Consider the following 19555-nt stretch of genomic DNA (forward strand, 5'->3'; position numbering starts at 1 on the left):
AGAGATTATATCTTCCAAGGAAGGTATAGTGCAAGCATGAGCAACGAGGATCACGTGGACGCGATCGTGGCGCAGTGGGAGCGGGAGAGGCCCGACCTCGACTCGTCGCCGCTGCACGTCATCGGCCGCATCTCCCGGCTGGCCGACACCGTCGACGAGCTGCTGCGCCCGGTGTTCGCCGCCCGCGGTCTTGGCGATGGCGACTTCGACGTGCTGGCGACGCTGCGTCGCAGCGGCGCGCCGTACGAGCTCACGCCGGGCGAGCTCGGCGCCAGCACGATGGTGACCTCAGGGGCGGTGACGAAGCGGGTCGACCGGCTCGAGCGTGCAGGGTTCGTCGAACGACGGGTGGACACCTCCGACGCGCGAGGTCGCCGCATCCGCCTCACGCAGCAGGGCATCGCCATGATCGACGAGGCCTACACGGTCCACATGGCCAACGAGGCGCGCATGCTGGCCGGCCTGACGGCTGAGGAGCGCGCCGATCTCGTACGCCTGCTGCGCCGGCTGGCCGAGTCGTTCGCGGCCGGATCCCCTCGCAATGCGGCTCTCGAGATGCAGGGGTAACGTGCGCTGAGGGTCCCGCCAGGGGGTGGGGCGAAGCCCTTCTGGAACGGAGAGTTTTCCGTGATTCACACTGCCGACAGCACGTTCCGGCTCGACGCCAACGCCGTCGACTACCTCATCGTCGCGGCCTACTTCATCGTCGTCGTGGGCATCGGCCTCATGGCGCGCCGCCAGGTCTCGACGAGCCTCGACTTCTTCCTGTCCGGCCGCTCGCTGCCGGCATGGGTCACCGGTCTGGCGTTCATCTCGGCCAACCTCGGCGCGGTCGAGATCATGGGCATGTCGGCCAACGGCGCCGAGTTCGGCATGGCGACGGTCCACTACTTCTGGGTGGGCGCCGTGCCGGCCATGCTGTTCCTCGGCATCGTGATGATGCCGTTCTACTACGGCTCGGGCGTGCGGAGCGTGCCGGAGTTCATGCGGCGGCGCTTCGGGACCGGTGCCCACCTGGTCAACGCTCTGAGCTTCGCCGTCGCGCAGCTGCTGATCGCCGGCATCAACCTCTACCTGCTCGCGACGATCGTCAACCGTCTGCTGGGCTGGCCCACCTGGGTCTCCCTGATCGTGGCGGCGCTGATCGTCCTGACCTACACCGCGCTCGGTGGGCTCTCGGCGGCGATCTACAACGAGGTGCTGCAGTTCTTCGTGATAGTCGCGGCGCTGCTGCCGCTGACGATCGTCGCGTTGCACAAGGTCGGCGGCTGGGAGGGCATCAAGGACAAGGTGCAGCCCGGGCAGGAGCAGCTCTCGTCATGGCCCGGCACCGACCTGACCGGCATCGACAACCCCGTGCTGTCGGTCATCGGCATCGTCTTCGGCCTCGGCTTCGTGCTGTCCTTCGGCTACTGGACGACCAACTTCGTCGAGGTGCAGCGCGCCATGGCGTCGGACTCGATCTCGGCGGCGAAGCGGGCACCGATCATCGGCGCGTTCCCCAAGATGTTCATCCCGTTCATCGTGATCATCCCGGGCATCATCGCCGCGATCGTGGTCAAGGAGCTCGTCGACCTCAAGGGCGGCAAACCGGCAGGCGACGTGAAGTACAACGACGCGATCCTGCTGCTGATGCGCGACCTGCTGCCCAACGGCATGCTCGGCATCGCGATCGCCGGCCTGCTCGCGTCGTTCATGGCCGGCATGGCGGCCAACATCTCGGCGTTCAACACGGTGTTCTCGTACGACCTGTGGCAGCAGTACGTGCAGAAGGACCGCGAGGACTCCTACTACACCCGCATCGGCCGGATCGCGACCGTCGCCGCGACGATCATCGCGATCGGCACGGCAGGCATCGCGTCCAACTACTCGAACATGATGAACTACCTGCAGACGCTGTTCGGGTTCTTCAACGCGCCGCTGTTCGCGACGTTCATCCTCGGGATGTTCTGGAAACGGATGACGGCGACCGCCGGTTGGACCGGTCTCGTGTCGGGCACGGTCGCCGCGGTGCTGGTGGCGTTCCTCAGCGAGGACACGTTCGGCTCGGCGAGCTGGGGCGTGCTGGGGATCAAGGGCCAGGGTGCGAGCTTCGTGGCCGCCGGCGCGGCGTTCGTCGTCGACATCCTCGTGAGCGTCATCGTCACGATGTTCACCAGACCGCGCGACGAGGCGGACCTGGAGGGCCTGGTCTATTCGTTGACTCCCAAGGAGTCGCTCGTCGATCCCGACGAGGTGCACCTGCCTTGGTACCAGTCGCCGCCGAAGTTGGCCGGCCTCGGGCTCGTGCTCGTCATCGTCCTCAACGTGATCTTCTGGTAAGGAGCACACCTCATGACTGCATCCGGCAAGAAGACCGTGGGCCTGTTCGACATCCGGTTCATCATCGGCGGCCTGATCGGGCTCTACGGCATCATCCTGACGCTGCTCGGCATCTTCAACGCGAGCGACAAGGAGCTCGCCAAGGGCGACGGGCTCAACATCAACCTCTGGGCGGGCCTCGGGATGCTCGTCGTCGGCATCCTGTTCGTCGTCTGGGCGAGACTGCGCCCCGTGATCGTCCCCGACGACGCGGAGACACGCGACGCTCCTTGAGCGCACCGGTCCTTGAGCGCACCGGTCCTTGAGCTTGTCGAAAGGACGTGCGCACTGGGTCCTTGAGCCTGTCGAAAGGACGTGCGCACTGGGTCCTTGAGCTTGTCGAAAGGACGTGCGAGTTGGCTCCTTGAGCCTGTCGAGAGGACGTGCGCATCGGGTCCTTGAGCTTGTCGAAAGGACGTGCGCACTGGGTCCTTGAGCTTGTCGAGAGGACGTGCGCATCGGGTCCTTGAGCTTGTCGAAAGGACGTGCGCACTGGGTCCTTGAGCTTGTCGAAAGGACGTGCCTGACGGGTCCTTGAGCTTGTCGAAAGGACGTGCGCACTGGGTCCTTGAGCTTGTCGAACGGACGTCATCCCCCAGGCGAGCGGTCTTGATGATTCCGCGCGAGGTTCGGCAGCGCGGCGTAGTCTCCGCGAATCAGCGCCTCACGCTTGGCACGAGACCAGCCGTGGAGCTTGCGTTCGACGCCCCAAGCGTCGACGACGCTCGCGAACTCGCACGCGTACGCAAGCCTCACCGGGAGGCGTGCGCTCGTGTACGCGCCTCCGAGCCCTTGCTGATGCTGCCAAAGCCGTGACTCCAGGTTGCGAGTGCTGCCGACGTAGTAGGAGCCGTCGGCGCACTCAAGGATGTAGACGTAGGCCATGGGCCACAGGAAAGCGCCTTGATGAACAGGTGTCACCCGGCCCGTCCACAAGGTTCCTTTCGACGGGCTCAAGGGGCGGGTGGTTCGGTTCCTTTCGACGGGCTCAAGGGGCGGGTGGTCCTGTGTGCTTTCTGGACCCGCGTCACCGGTAACATTCGGGCAGTGACCACGCCTGACCAGACCCCCGCTTCCTACCGCTACACGAGTGCGCTCGCGGGCGAGATCGAGCAGCGCTGGCAGGACCGCTGGGAGGCCGAGGGCACGTTCGAGGCGCCCAATCCCAGCGGCGATCTCGCCGGCGAGATCACGGGCGACAAGTACTTCATCATGGACATGTTCCCGTACCCCTCGGGCGCGGGCCTCCACGTCGGCCACCCGCTGGGCTACATCGCGACCGATGTCGCCGGCCGCTATCGCCGGATGCGCGGCGACAACGTGCTCCACGCCCTCGGCTTCGACGCGTTCGGGCTGCCCGCAGAGATCCACGCGGTGCAGACCGGCGAGCATCCCCGCACCAACACGCTGTCCAACATCGCCAACATGCGCCGACAGCTGCGCCGTCTGGGCCTGGCGCACGACCAGCGCCGCAGCTTCGCCACGATCGACCCCGACTTCATGCGGTGGACGCAGTGGATCTTCGTCCAGATCTTCGAGTCCTGGTACGACGAGGAGCAGGGCAAAGCCAGGCCGATCAGCGAGCTGCGCGCCGAGTACGAGTCCGGCGCGCGCACCGCGCCTGACGGGACGGCCTGGGCAGACCTGACGCCGATCGAGCGCAGCGTCCTGATCGACGCGGTGCGGCTGGCGTACGTCGACGAGTCCCCGGTCAACTGGTGCCCCGGTCTCGGCACGGTCCTCGCCAACGAGGAGGTCACGGCTGAGGGTCGCAGCGAGCGCGGCAACTTCCCGGTCTTCACCCGCAACCTGCGGCAGTGGAAGATGCGCATCACGGCCTACTCGGACCGCTTGATCGACGACCTCGAGCGCGTCGACTGGCCCGAGTCGGTCAAGAACATGCAGCGCAACTGGATCGGCCGTTCCCACGGCGCGCGGATCAGCTTTCCGGTCAAGGGCCTGGCGACGCCGATCGACGTGTTCACGACCCGGCCCGACACGATCTTCGGGACGACCTACATGGTGCTGGCCCCTGAGCACGAGCTGGTCGAGCAGCTCACCACCGAGGTCTGGCCCGAGGGGACGCCGCTCCAGTGGACCAACGGTGCCGAGTCACCCGTCGAGGCCGTCGCGGCGTACCGGACGATGGCCGCGGCCAAGACCGATCTCGAGCGCCAGGAGAACAAGGAGAAGACCGGCGTCTTCACGGGTTCCTTCGCGACCAACCCGGTCACCGGCTCCGAGGTCCCGGTCTTCATCGCGGACTACGTCCTCACGGGCTATGGGACCGGCGCGATCATGGCGGTGCCCGGCGGCGACGAGCGCGACCACGAGTTCGCCGAGTCATATGCACTGCCGATCATCCACACGGTGCAGGCGCCCGAGGGGTTCGAGGGTGGTGCCTACACCGGGCAGGGCGTGGTCATCAACTCCACCAACGACGAGCTGAGCCTCGACGGCATGGAGATCGACGATGCCAAGGACGCCGTCATCACCTGGCTGCAGGAGCACGGAGCAGGTGAGGGCACCACGACCTACCGGCTGCGCGACTGGCTGTTCAGCCGCCAGCGCTACTGGGGCGAGCCGTTCCCGATCGTCTACGACGAGCTCGACCAGCCGATCGCGCTGCCCGACTCGATGCTGCCCGTGGAGCTGCCGGAGGTGCCGGACTACTCGCCCAAGACGTACGAGCCGGAGGACGCCGACAGCAACCCCGAGCCTCCGCTGGCCCGTGTGCCGGAGTGGGTCAACGTCGAGCTCGACCTCGGCGACGGCCCCAAGACGTACCGGCGCGAGACCAACACGATGCCCAACTGGGCCGGCTCCTCGTGGTACGAGCTGCGCTACGCCGACCCGCACAACGCTGAGAAGTTGGTCGACCCCGAGAACGAGCGCTACTGGCTCGGCCCGCGGCAGCCGGGGGAGACCGGCGGCGTCGACCTCTACGTCGGCGGCGTGGAGCACGCGGTGCTGCACCTGCTCTATGCGCGCTTCTGGCACAAGGTGCTGTTCGACCTCGGTCACGTGTCGAGCGAGGAGCCGTTCCACAAGCTGTTCAACCAGGGCTACATCCAGGCCTACGCCTACACCGACGCCCGTGGGTCCTACGTCGAGGCTGCCGATGTCGAGGAGCGGCTCGACGAGGCCGGGCACCCGACCTACTGGCTCGACGGCGTCCAGGTCAATCGCGAGTACGGGAAGATGGGCAAGAGCCTCAAGAACATCGTCACGCCCGATGACATGTACGAGGCGTACGGCGCCGACACGTTCCGGGTCTACGAGATGTCGATGGGCCCGATGGACGTGTCGCGGCCATGGGAGACGCGTGCGGTGGTCGGCGCCCAGCGCTTCCTGCAGCGTGTGTGGCGGCTGCTCGTCGACGAGGACACCGGCGCGCTGCTGGCCGATGACGCCGAGCTCGATGCCGCGACGCTGCACATCCTCAACGTGACGATCGACGGCGTGCGGTCCGACATGGAGGGCATGCGGTTCAACACCGCCGTGGCCAAGCTGATCGAGCTGACGAACCACCTGACCAAGGTGGGTGTGCGCAGCCGTGCAGCGGTCGAGCCCTTGGTGCTGATGCTCGCTCCGCTGGCCCCGCACATCGGCGAGGAGCTGTGGTCCCGCCTCGGCCACCCGGAGTCGCTCACGCACGAGCCGTTCCCCGTCGCCGACCCGGCGCACCTCGCGGCGGCGTCCGTGACGTGCGTCGTGCAGGTGCTCGGCAAGGTGCGCGGCAAGCTCGAGGTCAGCCCCGACATCACCGACGACGAGCTCACGGCCCTCGCGCTGGCCGAGCCCAACGTCGTACGGTCGATCGACGGCCGCGAGGTCCGCAAGGTCATCGTGCGGGCACCCAAGCTCGTCAGCATCGTCGTTTGAGTCCGTTTCACCGATAGTCTTCGGTCATGCCTCGGATCGGGATCGTCACGGACTCGACGTCCTCGTTGTCCGCGTCCGACGCCGAGCGCGAGGGCATCGCCGTCGTACCGCTCCAGGTCATCATCGGAGCCGAGACCTACACCGAGGGCGTCGACGTCACGGCCGACATGATCGCGGAGGCGCTGGCCGCGTTCGTCCCGGTCAGCACGTCGCGGCCGACCCCTGACGACTTCCTCGCGGTCTACGAACGGCTCGCTGCCGACGGCGCCGAGGCGATCGTCTCGGTGCACCTCAGCGCCAAGATGTCGGGCACGCTCGACTCCGCGATCCTCGCCTCCAAGCAGGCCACGGTGCCGGTGACCTGCATCGACTCGATGCAGGTCGGCATCGCCACAGGGTTCGCCGCGGGCCGGGCCGCGCGTGCGCGGGACGCCGGTGCGGATGCGATGGGTGTCGCCGAGGCGGCCCAGGGTGCCGGGGAGTCGTCGACGGTGCTGCTCTACGTCGACACGCTGGAGTACCTCAAGCGCGGGGGACGCGTCGGCGCCGCGGCCGCCCTGATCGGGTCCGCGCTCGCGGTCAAGCCGATCCTGACGATCACCGACGGGCTGGTCGTGCCACTGGAGCGCGTACGCACGCAGGCCAAGGCGCTCGCCCGGCTGGAGGCGCTGGCGGTCGAGAAGGCGACGGCATGCGAGCAGGGCTTCGACGTCGGCGTCCAGCACCTCGCCAGCCCCGCCGTCGCGACGGCCGTCGCTGAACGCCTCGCCACGGCGCTGGGGCTCGACTCTGTCGGCGTCGACGAGGTCGGCGCCTCGATCGGCGCGCACGTCGGCCCGGGCATGATCTCGGTGACCGTCACCCCACGCTGACCGTCGTCCGGCGGCGGGGCGGTGACCTGGTCGCCCTTCCTGCCGCCGAGCGGTGACCTGCTCGCCCGACAGGCGCGCTGATGGGCGAGCCGGTCACCGCTCCACCGCTGCGGCGCGAGCTTTTCCACCGGACACGCGCCACTGGCAGCCGTCCACAGCTGCTCACCGGACGTACGCGTGAGGCAAGCCGTCCTGCCTAACGTCGAGGCGTGAAGCCCAGGCGCCCTTCTCCTCCGACCGACGAGACGCGTGCCGAGATCGCCCGGCGCCGGCTGGCTCAGCTCGCCGCCTCGTTCGACGCCGAGCTGCCGCCGGTCGAGGAGCCCGAGCGAGCCCACGTACGCCGCACCGTGGAGCTCCCGCACGCCAAGGTCCTCGCCACGATCGCCGTCGCTGCGTCGGTGCTCCTGGTGTGGTGGCTGCTCTCCGGGCGTCCCAGGACCAGCGAACCCGCGGCGCCCTTGGCGTTCGGGACGTCCACCGCGCCGGCCGGTGCCGCCAAGACACCGGAGGCCGAGCTGATCGTCGACGTCGTGGGCAAGGTCCGCAAGCCCGGCATCGTCACGGTGCCCAAGGGATCGCGCGTCTACCAGGCGATCGAGGCTGCGGGCGGCCTCAAGGGACGCGTCGACACGGCGTCGCTCAACATGGCCCGGGTGCTGGACGATGGTGAGCAGATCCTCGTCGGCATCGATCCGGTGGTCGCGCCTGGGGCGTCCGGGGGAGCGGGCGCCGCTGGAGGGCCGACCGGCGGCAAGGTCAACCTCAACACCGCCACGGCCGAGCAGCTCGACACCCTGCCGGGAGTCGGACCCGTGACAGCACAGGCGATCCTCTCCTGGCGGGAGGAGAACGGCCGGTTCGGATCCGTCGAGGACCTGCTCGACGTCAAGGGCATCGGCGATGCGACCCTCGCCGAGCTGCGCGACCTCGTGACGTTGTGACCCACGACCTGCGGATGGTTCCGCCGGCACTCGCCGCATGGGGCGCCGCGGCATGCCTCGTCAGCCTCAGCTCGTACGTCGCGGTCGCCGTCGCGGTCGCAAGCGTCGTCGCGGCCGGCGCCTTGGCCCGATGGCACCGCGGGCTGGTCTGGCTCCTGACGACGGTCTGCCTCGCGGCGATCGCCACCTCGTGCGCGTGGCGCCTCACGACGATCGAGCACTCGCCGCTCACCGAGCTCGCACGTCAGCACCGCCTGGCGACGCTCGACCTCGAGGTCCGACGGGACGCCCGTACGTTCACCCACCTCGGGCACGAGTCCGTCGTCGTCGAGGTCCTCGTACGCCGGGCGGTCAGCCGCGACTCGGACATCACGACGCGTGACCACGCCACGGCCTTCCTCGACGGCAACGCCGCGGATCTCGTCGTCGGGCGACGGTTCACCGCCACCGGCCGGCTCGCGCCGTCCGATGCGTCGGACGAGGCCGCGGTCATCGACGTCGTCCGGCGTGGACCGGCCGACCGTGCGACGTGGTGGTGGGAAGCGTCCGAACGCGTGCGCGAAGGCGTGCGCCAGTCCGTGACCCCGGTCGGCGACGAGCCCGAGGCGCTGGTCCCCGCACTGGTCGACGGCGACGACGGCAGGGTCAGCGACAAGGTCGCGGAGGACTTCCGCCGCAGCGGGCTCACGCACCTCATGGCGGTCTCCGGCACCAACCTCACGATCGTGCTCGCCGTCGTCATGGCGGTCGGCCGCGCGGCCGGCGTGCGTCGTCGCGGCCTGTGGGTGCTGGGCGCGCTCTCGATCGTCGCGTTCGTGCTGCTCGCGCGGCCCGACCCGAGCGTCGTACGCGCAGCGGCGATGGGCGCCGTCGGCGTCGCAGCGCTCGGCTTCGGCGCACGCGGGGGCGTACGCGCGCTGGCCTGGGCCGTCGTCGGGCTGCTGTTCCTCGACCCGTGGCTGTCCCGGTCGGCCGGGTTCATCCTGTCGGCGACGGCCACCGGCGGGATCCTGCTGCTGGCTCCGCCGTTCGCCCGGCGGCTCGAGCGCTGGATGCCGCGCTGGTGCGCGTTGGCGATCGCGGTGCCGATCGCCGCTCAGCTGGTCTGCACGCCGGCCATCGCCGCGTTGTCGGGCCAGATCTCGCTCGTGGCGGTCGTGGCGAACCTGCTGGCGGCGCCTGCCGTGGCGCCGGCCACCGTCGCCGGCCTGGTGGGCGGGATCCTCGCTCTGGTCTCCGTGCCGCTGAGCCACCTTGCGGGCATCGTCGCAGGCGCCTGTGCCAGCTGGATCCTCACCGTCGGGCACCGCGCCGCCGCCCTGGACGCCGCGTCGCTGGAGTGGCGGTCGCCGTGGCAGTGGCTGCTCGTGTTCGTACCGCTCGTCACCCTCGCGATCCTCGCGATCTCCTCCAGGCCGGTCCTGTTCATCGGGCTGTCGGCCGGACTGCTGGTGGCGGTCTGGCGTCCGCCGCAGACCGGGTGGCCACCGGAGGGCTGGGTCATGGTCGCGTGCGACGTCGGCCAGGGTGACGCCACCGTGCTGGACGCCGGTGGGGGCTCGGCGGTGGTCGTCGACGCTGGGCCCGACCCGACCTTGGTCGACCGTTGCCTCGACCGGCTCCACGTCCACCGCGTACGACTGATGGTGTTCACGCACGCGCACGCCGACCACGTCGACGGCTGGCCGGGGGTGCTCGACGGACGACAGGTGGACCAGGTTGCCGTGGGGCCGACCGGCGGGCCCAGCCGGGCCCGAATCCCACAGCACCAGACCACGCCGGGCGAGTCGTTCACCGTCGGTGACGTCACCGCGGAGGTGCTGTGGCCGTCCGCCCCAGGGCCGATCCGAGCTGCGGGCGGTGACGGATCGACGGCCAACAACGCGAGCGTCGTGCTCGCGGCCCAGGTCCGCGGCGTACGTCTGATGCTGGCCGGCGACATCGAGCCCGAGGCGCAGGACGGGCTGTTGCGCGAGCACCCGGATGGTCTGGCCGCCGACGTCCTCAAGATGCCGCACCACGGCAGCGCGCGACAGTCCAAGGGGTTCTTCGACGCCGTGGGGGCCCGGCTGGCAACGATCAGCGCGGGGGAGGGCAACGACTACGGGCATCCCGCCGCCGCGGCGCTCTCGCTGTTGCGCGACGAGGACATGCAGTGGTGGCGCACCGACACCGACGGCGACATCGCGATCGTCGAGCGTGACGGGCGGCTTCTCGTCGTGACTCGCGACTAGTCTGTCTTCGTGGCCACGGCATTCGGCAAGATCCTGCTCATCACCGGCAACGCCGAGTTCCTTGCCGATCGCACCCGCGCCAGGGCGGTCAAGGCGGTGACCGCCGAGCACCCCGAGTGCCAGGTCGCCGAGGCCAGCGCTGCCGGGTTGCAGCCCGGCGAGCTTGCCGGGCTCACCAGTCCTTCGTTGTTCAGCGACGTCAGCGCGCTCGTGCTGACCGACCTGCAGGACCTGCCCGACGTGGCGCAGGCCGAGCTGTTGGCGTACGCGGGCGAGACCTCGCCGGACATCGCCGTGGTGCTGGTCCACGGCGGTGGCACCAAGGGCAAGGGCCTGCTCGACAAGCTCCGCAAGATGAGCACCGTCAGCGAGGTCAAGCTCGAGCAGCCCAAGTACGAACGCGACTACGCCCGCTGGGTCTACACCGAGATCCGCGACCTCGGCGCACGCATCGACGAGGAGGCCGCGACGCTGCTCGTCGCCGCCGTCGGCCAGGACCTGCGCGCCCTGGGCGGGGCCGCCGACCAGTTGGTGTCCAACCTCGAGAAGGGCGCCGAGATCAGCGCCTCGCTCGTACGCCAGTACTTCGGCGGCCGCGCCGACGTCCGCGGCTACGAGATCGCGGACGCGGCGATCGACGGACGCATCAACGTCGCCCTCGAAGCCGCCCGCTGGGCCGAGACCGCCAAGGTCGCGCCGGTGCTGGTCACCAGTGCGTTCGCCAGCGGACTGCGTTCCCTGGCCAAGCTCGCCAGCGCACCCGACGGCATGCGCGACAACGACCTGGCGGCCTACGTCGGAGCGCCACCGTTCAAGATCCGCTCGATGCGCCAGCAGCTGCGTTCGTGGGAGCAGGCCGGCCTCGCGCAGGCCCTGAGCGCGGTCGCCCAGGCCGACCTCGACGTCAAGGGTGGATCGGCCGATCCTGCCTACGCGATCGAGCGCATGGTCCTCCAGGTCGCGGCCCAGCGCCGCCGCTGACGCCAGCCGCCTGCGTCAGGCATGAAAAAAGCCGCCCCGAGGGGCGGCTGTCTTCGTGGCACGACGTCAGAGCGACGCGGCCTTCTTGGCAATGGCCGACTTGCGGTTGGCTGCCTGGTTCTTGTGGATGACCTTCTTGGAGGCGGCCTTGTCGAGCTTCTTGGTGGCCTCGCCGGCGAGCTTCTTGGCGTCGTCGGTGTTGCCGGCCGTCACGGCCTCCTCGAAGCGACGCACGGCGGTCTTGAGGGCCGAGCGCACGGACTTGTTGCGCTCGCGAGCCAGCTCGTTCTGCCGGTTGCGCTTGATCTGCGACTTGATATTCGCCACGGGGCAAACCTGTTTCTCTCGAATGTGTGGATGCTGCGAAAAAGTTGTTGGACATGCCGAGGCACGCGACCGCCAACTCTATCAGCCAGCGGGCAGGAGGCTCAAATTGGTGAACCCGAGGCCGCCCGCGGCCGAGCGGTGAGGCAGGTTGAGCGATCGCGACGAAGCCGCCAGATGTCGAAACTCCGTCGAGCGACCCACGTGGCACGAGCATGCCCGGGGTGATGGGACAATGGGGACATCATGAGCACCAGCCCCGTTCCCCAGCCCGGGGCCACCGACCCGAAGGTCCTGCGCAACTTCTGCATCATCGCGCACATCGACCACGGCAAGTCGACGTTGGCCGACCGCATGCTGCAGCACACCGGCGTCGTCGACGGTCGCGACATGAAGGCGCAGTACCTCGACCGCATGGACATCGAGCGGGAGCGCGGCATCACGATCAAGAGCCAGGCCGTCCGCATGCCGTTCGTGAAGTCGAGCGGCGACGACGCCGGCACGGTCTACGTGCTCAACATGATCGACACGCCGGGGCATGTGGACTTCACCTACGAGGTGAGCCGGAGCCTCGAGGCGTGCGAGGGCGCTGTCCTGCTCGTCGACGCGGCCCAGGGGATCGAGGCGCAGACGCTGGCCAACCTCTACCTCGCGATCGACGCCGACCTCGACATCATCCCCGTGCTCAACAAGATCGACCTGCCCGGCGCGCAGCCCGAGAAGTACGCCGAGGAGATCGCCGGGATCATCGGCGGCAACCCCGACGACGTGCTGCGGGTGTCGGCCAAGACCGGTCAGGGCGTCGAGGAGCTGCTCAACCTGATCGTCGACGAGGTCCCGCCGCCCCAGGGCGACCCCGACGCCCCGCCACGCGCCCTGATCTTCGACTCGGTCTACGACACCTACCGGGGTGTCGTCACGTACGTCCGTGTGGTCGACGGCAAGCTGTCGCACCGCGACCGCATCAAGATGATGTCCACCGGTGCGGTGCACGAGATGCTCGAGGTCGGCGTCATCTCTCCTGAGCCGGTCAAGGCCGGCGATCTCGGCGTGGGCGAGGTCGGCTACCTCATCACCGGCGTCAAGGAGGTCCGCCAGTCCCGCGTGGGCGACACCGTGACGTCGAACATCCGGGGCGCGACCGAGCCGCTCGGCGGCTACAAGACCCCCAACCCCATGGTCTACTCGGGCCTCTATCCGCTCGACGGCGACGACTACCCGACGCTGCGCGACGCCCTCGAGAAGCTGCAGCTCAACGACGCGGCCCTGGTCTACGAGCCGGAGTCGTCCGGCGCGCTCGGCTTCGGCTTCCGCATCGGCTTCCTCGGCCTGCTGCACCTCGAGATCGTGCGCGAACGGCTCGAGCGCGAGTTCAACCTCGAGCTCATCTCGACCGCGCCCAACGTCGTCTACCGCGTCGAGATGGAAAACCAAGAACATTCCCTCCTCGTTACCAACCCGAGTGAATATCCTTCCGACGGCAAGATCGACAAGGTCTACGAACCGGTCGTCCGGGCGACGGTCCTGAGTCCGTCGGACTACATCGGCGTCATCATGGAGCTCTGCCAGGCGCGCCGCGGCCAGCTCATCGGCATGGACTACCTCTCGGAGGACCGCGTCGAGATCAAGTACACGCTGCCCATGGGCGAGATCATGTTCGACTTCTTCGACGCGCTCAAGAGCCGTACCAAGGGCTATGCGTCGCTCGACTACGAGCCGACCGGCGAGCAGGCCGCCGACCTGGTCAAGGTCGACGTGCTGCTGCAGGGCGAGGTCGTCGACGCCTTCAGCGCGATCGTGCACCGCGACAACGCGTACGCCTACGGCGTCTCGCTGGCGTCGAAGCTCAAGGAGCTCATCCCGAGGCAGCAGTTCGAGGTGCCGATCCAGGCCGCGATCGGCGCCCGGGTCATCGCCCGCGAGAACATCCGCGCGATCCGCAAGGACGTGCTCGCCAAGTGCTACGGCGGCGACATCTCCCGCAAGCGCAAGCTCCTCGAGAAGCAGAAGGAGGGCAAGAAGCGCATGAAGATGGTGGGTCGCGTCGAGGTCCCCCAGGAAGCCTTCATCGCCGCCCTCTCCACCGGCGACGCCGACAAGTAGCCCCACCGCCCGCGATTTGTGACGTTATGCGCGTCATTCGCGTCGCAGAACGCTCACAACGTCACAAATCGTGCGACGGCGCGCCCGGTACGTAGCCGAACTGGAACCTGTTTCGCTGAAAAGCACGCGGGCAGACGTGGTCATCGAACTAGCGTCGATGCCATGTCCGACCAGGGCGGCCTGCCAACCGCGCCACCGCTACCGCCGTGGCATCCCCCCAAGAGCAACGCAGGGATATGGGTCGTCTTGGGGACAGTGCTCGGGCTGGTGGTGCTTGTGCCCATCGCAATGGTGGCCTTGTACGCATTGGCATCCGCGGATCATGACCCCCTTGAGCTGATCGACAGCTCGGAGACTGCCAAGGCGTTGACTCCGGTGTGCCACGACGCCGCCTCGGTGGCGTCGTTGATCCCGACCAACGGGTCGATCACGGTGCGCGTCGAAGCACTCAACGCATACGCGACCGCGGCACAGTCGATCCCATCATTTGTCGCCACCATGTCGAAGGACGATCTGGAGTCCGATATACCCACCGAGGACTGGGGAGCGGACTGGACCGTCCTGTTGGCCGAGCTCGACCGATACACGGACGCCCTCGCCGCCGGGACACCCGCATACTTTGAGATCCCTTCGACCCCGGACGGATTCTCGATCTTGGGCAGGATGAACCTCGCCTCGCCCTTGAAGAGTTGCGACGTCCCAGCGGCCATTGCAGCCCTGGACCTGGATCCGCCGCGGCTGCCGCCAGGACTCCCGTCGGACATGTATTCGGCGGGCTTAGGCCCTTCCTGACACAGCTCGCCAGTCGACTCAGCTTCAGGGTGCATCGCGCGCGGCGGGCGGCAGCCACGCGCGGCGGGATGATCGATACCCTCTGGCGCATGCCTTTCGTCGAGTCGGTGAACGTCGGTCGTACGGTCGACGTGCCGTGGGGCCAGCTCAAGCGGACGGCGATCGACAAACGACCGGTGGCGGGGCCTGTGCCGGTGCACGAGCTCGGTGTCGGCGACGACGAGATCGCGGACCTCAAGCATCACGGCGGCCCCGACCAGGCCGTCTACGCGTACGCCCGTGAGGACCTCGACGCCTGGCAGCAGACCCTGGGCCGGGAGCTCCGGGCCGGCCTGTTCGGCGAGAACCTCACGACCCAGGGCATCGACCTCAACGCTGCTCGGGCGGGGGAGCGGTGGCGCATCGGCGGGACGCTCCTGGAGCTGTCCGGCGTACGCATCCCGTGCTCGGTCTTCCAGGGGTTCGTCGACGAGCCGCACTGGGTCAAGCGCTTCACCCTCGAAGGTCGCCCGGGCGCCTACTTCCGGGTCCTCGAACCGGGCCCGGTGGAGGCCGGCGACGCGATCGAGGTCGTCGAGACGCGAAGCCACGATGTGACGGTTGACCTGCTGTTCCGTGCCCTGACGACCGAACGCCACCTGATCCCGCTCCTGGCGGAGGAGCCGCGTCTCGACTCGTTCGTGGCGAGGCGTTTGGGTGCACGCAGCAACAACACAGCAACGTGACTGAAGGGTAAGTTAGGGTGATCGGCACCACAGCCCCCGCTCTTCGTACGTTCGCGCCAGAGGACTCCGCACATGACCGTCACCGTCGCCACCCCTGAACAGATCGAGATCGTCAACGACCGGGCCCCCAGCATGGGTGCCGCGTTCTTCTCGCGGGTCGAGCAGTCCGGCCCGCGTGAGGCCTACCGCTACCCCGACGAGGACGAGAACTGGCACTCCATGACCTGGGCCGAGACCGGCGACCGGGTGACTCGCCTCGCGGCCGGGCTCGTCTCGCTCGGCATCGAGCCCGAGGAGCGCGTCGCGATCGCCTCCGGCACGCGCCTGGAGTGGATCCTCGCCGATCTCGCGGTCCTGGCCGCGGGTGCCGCGACGACCACGGTCTACCCGTCGACGATGTCGGACGACGTCGCCTACATCCTCGCCGACTCCGACAGCCGCATCGTGTTCGCGGAGGACGACGAGCAGGTCGCCAAGCTCCGTGAGAAGCACTCCGAGCTGCCGTCGATCATCAAGGTCGTGGTCTTCGAGGGCACCACCGACGGTGACTGGGTCATCGGGTTCGACGAGCTCGAGAAGCTCGGCGAGGGCTACCTCGAGCAGCACCCGACGGTCGTCCAGGACCGCGTCGCCGCGACCAGGCCCGACTCGCTGGCGACCCTCATCTACACGTCCGGCACCACCGGCCGGCCCAAGGGCGTGCGCCTGAGCCACGACGGCTGGACGTACGAAGGCGCCGTCATCGTGTCCGGCGGCTTCCTCAGCGAGGACGACCTGCAGTTCCTGTGGCTGCCCATGGCCCACTCGTTCGGCAAGGTCCTGCTGTCGACGCAGATCGCGATCGGCTTCCCGACGGCGATCGACGGCCGGGTGCCCAAGATCGTCGACAACCTGGCCATCATCAAGCCGACGTTCATGGGTGCCGCGCCGCGCATCTTCGAGAAGGCCTACGGCCGCATCGTCGGCATGGCTGAGGCCGAGGGCGGCGCCAAGCTCAAGATCTTCCGCTGGGCCGAGGGCGTCGGCGTCGACTACTCGCGCGCGATCCGCTCCGGCAAGGCCGTGTCGCCCGTGCTCAAGGCCAAGTTCGCCGTCGCCGACAAGCTCGTGTTCTCCAAGGTGCGCGACCGCTTCGGCGGCCGCGTGCGCTTCTTCATCTCGGGTGCGGCGGCGCTGTCACCCGAGATCGCCGAGTGGTTCCACGCCGCCGGCGTCCTGATCCTCGAGGGCTACGGCCTCACCGAGACGTCGGCCGGCGCATTCGTCAACCAGCCCGACAGCTTCAAGCTCGGCTCGGTCGGCACGCCGTTCCCCGGGAGCGAGGCCAAGATCGCCGAGGACGGCGAGATCCTCATCAAGGGTCCGCACATCATGCAGGGCTACCACAACCTCGACGCCGAGAGCGCGTCGTCGCTGACCTCCGACGGCTGGTTGCACACCGGCGACGAGGGCCGCATCGACGAGGACGGCTTCCTGTTCATCACGGGCCGCAAGAAGGAGCTGTTCAAGACCTCGGGCGGCAAGTACGTCGCCCCGCCGCACATCGAGGGCATGTTCAAGGGCATCAGCTCGCTGACGAGCCAGATCGTCGTGCACGGCAACGAGCGCAACTTCTGCTCCGCGCTCATCACGCTCGATCCCGACGGTGTCTCGGAGTGGGCCGGCAAGCACGGCATGGCCGGCAAGTCGTACGCCGAGGTCGTCGCGTCGCAGGAGATCCACGACCTGCTGCAGAGCCAGATCGACGAGCTCAACTCCAAGCTCAACCGCTGGGAGACGATCAAGAAGTTCGCGATCCTCGACCACGACCTCAGCATCGAGAACGGCGAGATCACGCCCAGCCTCAAGGTCAAGCGCAACGTCGTCGAAGCCAACAACAAGGACATCCTCGACGGCTTCTACGCTTGACGGTGTGCCCCTGACCGAACGATCCCTGTCCACGCTGGGAGAGCGACCGTTCGGCGTCTACGTCCATGTGCCGTTCTGCTCGGTGCGCTGCGGCTACTGCGACTTCAACACCTACACCGCCGACGAGCTCGGCGAGGGCGCCACCAGGGCGTCGTACGCCGACACGGCGATCCTCGAGATCGAGCGTGCCGGCCGCGAGCTCACGGGAGCGCCGGCCGTCGAGACGGTGTTCTTCGGCGGCGGCACGCCGACCCAGCTGCCGTCGGCCGACCTCGTACGCATCCTCGACGCGATCCGGCGGACGTTCGGGCTCGCCGACGGCGTGGAGGTCACGACCGAGGCGAACCCCGACAGCGTCACGCCCGAGTCGCTCGCGACCCTGCGGGCCGGCGGCTTCACCCGCATCTCGTACGGCGTGCAGTCCGCCGCGCCCCACGTGCTGGCGACCCTCGAACGTACGCACGACCCTGCCGGTGTGCCCCAGGCCGTCCGGTGGGCGCGCGAGGCGGGCTTCGAGCAGCTCAGCGTCGACCTGATCTACGGCACACCGGGGGAGTCGATCGACGACTGGCGCGCCAGCATCGAGCAGGCGATCGCGCTCGAGCCCGACCACATCAGCGCGTACGCCCTGATCGTCGAGGACGGCACGGCGTTCGCCCGCAAGGTCCGACGCGGTGAGGTCGTGATGCCCGACGACGACGAGACCGCCGACAAGTACGTCATCGCCGACGAGCTGTTCGCCGCTGCGGGACTCGGTTGGTACGAGCTGTCCAACTGGGCGGTCGACGACGCGGCCCAGTGCCGGCACAACGTCCTCTACTGGCACAGCGACAACTGGCTCGGGATCGGGCCCGGCGCCCACTCCCACGTCGGCGGCGAGCGTTGGTGGAACGTCAAGCACCCTGCGGCGTACGCCCAGAGGCTGACCGCAGGGGAGTCCCCGCGACATGACGGCGAGACGATCGACGCCGCCACGGCGCGGATGGAGCGCATCATGCTCGAGACCCGGCTGCGCACGGGGCTGTCCGTCGACTCGCTGACCGCCGACGCCCGGACGTCAGTGCACGGCGTGGTGGCGCGGGGTCTCGCAGCTCTCGAGGGTGACCGGCTCGTGCTGACCCGCACCGGCCGCCTGCTCGCCGACGCCGTCGTGCGCGAGCTCGTCGAATAAACCGCGATTCGCTGAAGTAACGCGAAGTTACGGCCTACGCTCCGAGCAGGGAGTGGGTCTATGGGAGTGGACCCAGGGAGCTCGGGGGAGAAACGGCGAGGGAGCTATGCGCCACGCGCATGGGCCGGGGCGACTGCTGGGAGTGGCGGTCGCGATGGTCATGACACTGTGGGCCGCGCCGGCCCAAGGGTTGTCGCTGACCGTGCTCTGCACGGGATTCACCGGCTGCCTGACAATCGGGCGTACGGACGGCGGCTACGGTGCCGCGTACCTGCAGTCGTTCTGGAGCATGACGGCCGGGCACAACTGCACCAACTACGTGGCGTACCGGCTGACGCACGGCCGGCTGGTCGCCCGTCCTCCGGGCACCAACAGCGCGTTGACCTGGGGCCCGGCCGCGACGCAGGCCGGCATCCCGGTGGACGACGTGCCGACCGTCGGCGCGATCGCGTGGTGGGACGCCGGCGTCGACGGGGCCTCGGCGACCTCGGGTCACGTCGCGTACGTGGAGGCGATCGTGCCGGGCGGGGTGCTCGTCTCGGAGGACAACCTCAGCGGCGACTTCCGCTGGCGGCTGATGACCAGGCTCGACGGCACGTGGCCGTCCGGCTTCATCCACTACCCGGCCTCCGACGGCTCGCCGTCGGGGGAGTTCACGTCGGTGTCATCGCCCGACGTGGGCACGCTCGACTTCTGGGGATCGTCCATGGACCCCGACGGTCCGGCCGGCAACCGGACCTATCTCGTGAGCCTCGGCGGGCCACGCGGCACGCCGGGCGCCGAGGTCTTCACGTTCGAGAGCGAGTTCTTCCGGTTCCATCGCATCAGTCATGTCAGCACCAGCGGACCGACCTCGATGTTCCTGTACGCGCTCAACGCCCCGGGAACAGCCGGCGGCGACGCCCTCCTCGGGCAGCGGGACGTCACGATCCGGGCAACCTCGGTGACTCGGGCGTCGTTCGTCGACTCCTCCATCACGCGGACGCAGCACCCGCGGGTGCGCATCAGCCTCGCGCCGACCCTGGCAAGTGGCACCGTCGACGTCATGCGCGGCTCCACCCTGGTGAAACGGGTGACGATGATCAGCGGCTCGCGGCTGACCGTGTCGCTGCCCCGGCAGCGGAGGGGCCGGTGGGCGCTGTCGATCCGCTATCGCGGCACCAGGACGTACGAGGCGAGCAGCAGGACGGTGTATCTGCGGGTCCGATGAGACAGGTTTGCTTGTTTCGCCCACCTGTAGCGTTGGCGCCACGTA

At 68.6% G+C, this 19555-nt stretch carries 16 protein-coding genes; 14 read left to right on the forward strand and 2 right to left on the reverse strand.

The features are described from left to right. Positions 1-36: 36 nt before the first annotated feature. From ASE12_RS19255 to ASE12_RS19265, 3 genes are all read left to right on the forward strand, one after another. Positions 37-567, forward strand: a complete 531-nt coding sequence (locus tag ASE12_RS19255) for a MarR family winged helix-turn-helix transcriptional regulator (RefSeq protein WP_056404277.1) — start codon at positions 37-39, stop codon at positions 565-567. A gap of 63 nt (positions 568-630) precedes the next feature. Continuing rightward, positions 631-2322: a sodium:solute symporter family protein gene (locus ASE12_RS19260; RefSeq protein ID WP_235508991.1), complete on the forward strand. Its 1692-nt coding sequence runs from the start codon at positions 631-633 to the stop codon at positions 2320-2322. Between the two features lie 12 nt (positions 2323-2334). Next, entirely contained in the window at positions 2335-2595 is a 261-nt protein-coding gene (locus tag ASE12_RS19265; protein WP_056404281.1) for a hypothetical protein, read from the forward strand. A gap of 354 nt (positions 2596-2949) precedes the next feature. Here the strand turns inward: ASE12_RS19265 and ASE12_RS19270 are convergent, their stop codons facing one another. Then, positions 2950-3246, reverse strand: coding sequence for a GIY-YIG nuclease family protein (locus tag ASE12_RS19270; protein ID WP_056404283.1), 297 nt, complete (start codon positions 3244-3246; stop codon positions 2950-2952). Between the two features lie 162 nt (positions 3247-3408). Here ASE12_RS19270 and leuS point away from each other — a divergent pair, with 162 nt between their 5' ends. The 5 genes from leuS to holA all read left to right on the forward strand — a co-directional run bounded on the left by leuS (position 3409) and on the right by holA (position 11277). Then, on the forward strand, positions 3409-6246 hold the full coding sequence (leuS, locus tag ASE12_RS19275) for a leucine--tRNA ligase (protein WP_235508948.1): 2838 nt from the start codon (positions 3409-3411) through the stop codon (positions 6244-6246). A 26-nt stretch (positions 6247-6272) separates the two neighbouring features. Continuing rightward, positions 6273-7118, forward strand: a complete 846-nt coding sequence (locus ASE12_RS19280) for a DegV family protein (protein ID WP_056404285.1) — start codon at positions 6273-6275, stop codon at positions 7116-7118. Positions 7119-7327: 209 nt separating this feature from the next. Beyond that, positions 7328-8062, forward strand: coding sequence for a helix-hairpin-helix domain-containing protein (locus tag ASE12_RS19285; protein ID WP_056404287.1), 735 nt, complete (start codon positions 7328-7330; stop codon positions 8060-8062). A gap of 14 nt (positions 8063-8076) precedes the next feature. Then, a complete protein-coding gene (locus ASE12_RS19290; protein WP_056404289.1) occupies positions 8077-10296 on the forward strand; it encodes a ComEC/Rec2 family competence protein in 2220 nt (739 codons plus the stop codon). Between the two features lie 9 nt (positions 10297-10305). Then, on the forward strand, positions 10306-11277 hold the full coding sequence (gene holA / locus ASE12_RS19295; protein ID WP_056404291.1) for a DNA polymerase III subunit delta: 972 nt from the start codon (positions 10306-10308) through the stop codon (positions 11275-11277). A 66-nt stretch (positions 11278-11343) separates the two neighbouring features. On the opposite strand, the gene rpsT is transcribed toward holA, so the two are convergent. Beyond that, the gene (gene rpsT, locus ASE12_RS19300) at positions 11344-11604 is read right to left on the reverse strand and encodes a 30S ribosomal protein S20 (RefSeq protein ID WP_056212949.1); all 261 of its coding nucleotides are present in this window, start codon (positions 11602-11604) and stop codon (positions 11344-11346) included. A gap of 243 nt (positions 11605-11847) precedes the next feature. Between rpsT and lepA the strand changes: the two genes are divergently transcribed. The 6 genes from lepA to ASE12_RS19330 all read left to right on the forward strand — a co-directional run bounded on the left by lepA (position 11848) and on the right by ASE12_RS19330 (position 19510). After that, positions 11848-13704 carry a translation elongation factor 4 gene (gene lepA / locus ASE12_RS19305; RefSeq protein ID WP_056404293.1) on the forward strand — a complete coding sequence of 619 codons (1857 nt, stop codon included), beginning with the start codon at positions 11848-11850 and terminating at the stop codon, positions 13702-13704. A 162-nt stretch (positions 13705-13866) separates the two neighbouring features. Further along, positions 13867-14496 carry a hypothetical protein gene (locus tag ASE12_RS19310; RefSeq protein ID WP_157413063.1) on the forward strand — a complete coding sequence of 210 codons (630 nt, stop codon included), beginning with the start codon at positions 13867-13869 and terminating at the stop codon, positions 14494-14496. Positions 14497-14585: 89 nt separating this feature from the next. Then, positions 14586-15221: an MOSC domain-containing protein gene (locus ASE12_RS19315; protein ID WP_056404297.1), complete on the forward strand. Its 636-nt coding sequence runs from the start codon at positions 14586-14588 to the stop codon at positions 15219-15221. A 72-nt stretch (positions 15222-15293) separates the two neighbouring features. Further along, entirely contained in the window at positions 15294-17129 is a 1836-nt protein-coding gene (locus ASE12_RS19320) for a long-chain fatty acid--CoA ligase (RefSeq protein WP_056404298.1), read from the forward strand. Positions 17130-17133: 4 nt separating this feature from the next. Further along, the gene (gene hemW / locus ASE12_RS19325; protein ID WP_056404302.1) at positions 17134-18300 is read left to right on the forward strand and encodes a radical SAM family heme chaperone HemW; all 1167 of its coding nucleotides are present in this window, start codon (positions 17134-17136) and stop codon (positions 18298-18300) included. A 106-nt stretch (positions 18301-18406) separates the two neighbouring features. Beyond that, positions 18407-19510 carry a CHAP domain-containing protein gene (locus ASE12_RS19330; protein WP_082582411.1) on the forward strand — a complete coding sequence of 368 codons (1104 nt, stop codon included), beginning with the start codon at positions 18407-18409 and terminating at the stop codon, positions 19508-19510. The last annotated feature ends 45 nt before the right edge of the window (positions 19511-19555 follow it).

Origin of the sequence: Aeromicrobium sp. Root236 (genome assembly GCF_001428805.1) — a bacterium.
Classification (GTDB): Bacteria; Actinomycetota; Actinomycetes; order Propionibacteriales; family Nocardioidaceae; genus Aeromicrobium.

Bases quoted from the DNA above. Each gene is read 5' to 3' on its own strand.
- lepA (WP_056404293.1), top strand. From the start codon at position 11,848: ATGAGCACCAGCCCCGTTCCCCAGCCCGGGGCCACCGACCCGAAGGTC.
- ASE12_RS19310 (WP_157413063.1), top strand. From the start codon at position 13,867: ATGTCCGACCAGGGCGGCCTGCCAACCGCGCCACCGCTACCGCCGTGG.
- ASE12_RS19330 (WP_082582411.1), top strand. From the start codon at position 18,407: ATGCGCCACGCGCATGGGCCGGGGCGACTGCTGGGAGTGGCGGTCGCG.
- ASE12_RS19320 (WP_056404298.1), top strand. From the start codon at position 15,294: ATGACCGTCACCGTCGCCACCCCTGAACAGATCGAGATCGTCAACGAC.
- ASE12_RS19265 (WP_056404281.1), top strand. From the start codon at position 2,335: ATGACTGCATCCGGCAAGAAGACCGTGGGCCTGTTCGACATCCGGTTC.
- ASE12_RS19290 (WP_056404289.1), top strand. From the start codon at position 8,077: ATGGTTCCGCCGGCACTCGCCGCATGGGGCGCCGCGGCATGCCTCGTC.
- ASE12_RS19255 (WP_056404277.1), top strand. From the start codon at position 37: ATGAGCAACGAGGATCACGTGGACGCGATCGTGGCGCAGTGGGAGCGG.
- ASE12_RS19280 (WP_056404285.1), top strand. From the start codon at position 6,273: ATGCCTCGGATCGGGATCGTCACGGACTCGACGTCCTCGTTGTCCGCG.
- ASE12_RS19315 (WP_056404297.1), top strand. From the start codon at position 14,586: ATGCCTTTCGTCGAGTCGGTGAACGTCGGTCGTACGGTCGACGTGCCG.
- ASE12_RS19270 (WP_056404283.1), bottom strand. From the start codon at position 3,246: ATGGCCTACGTCTACATCCTTGAGTGCGCCGACGGCTCCTACTACGTC.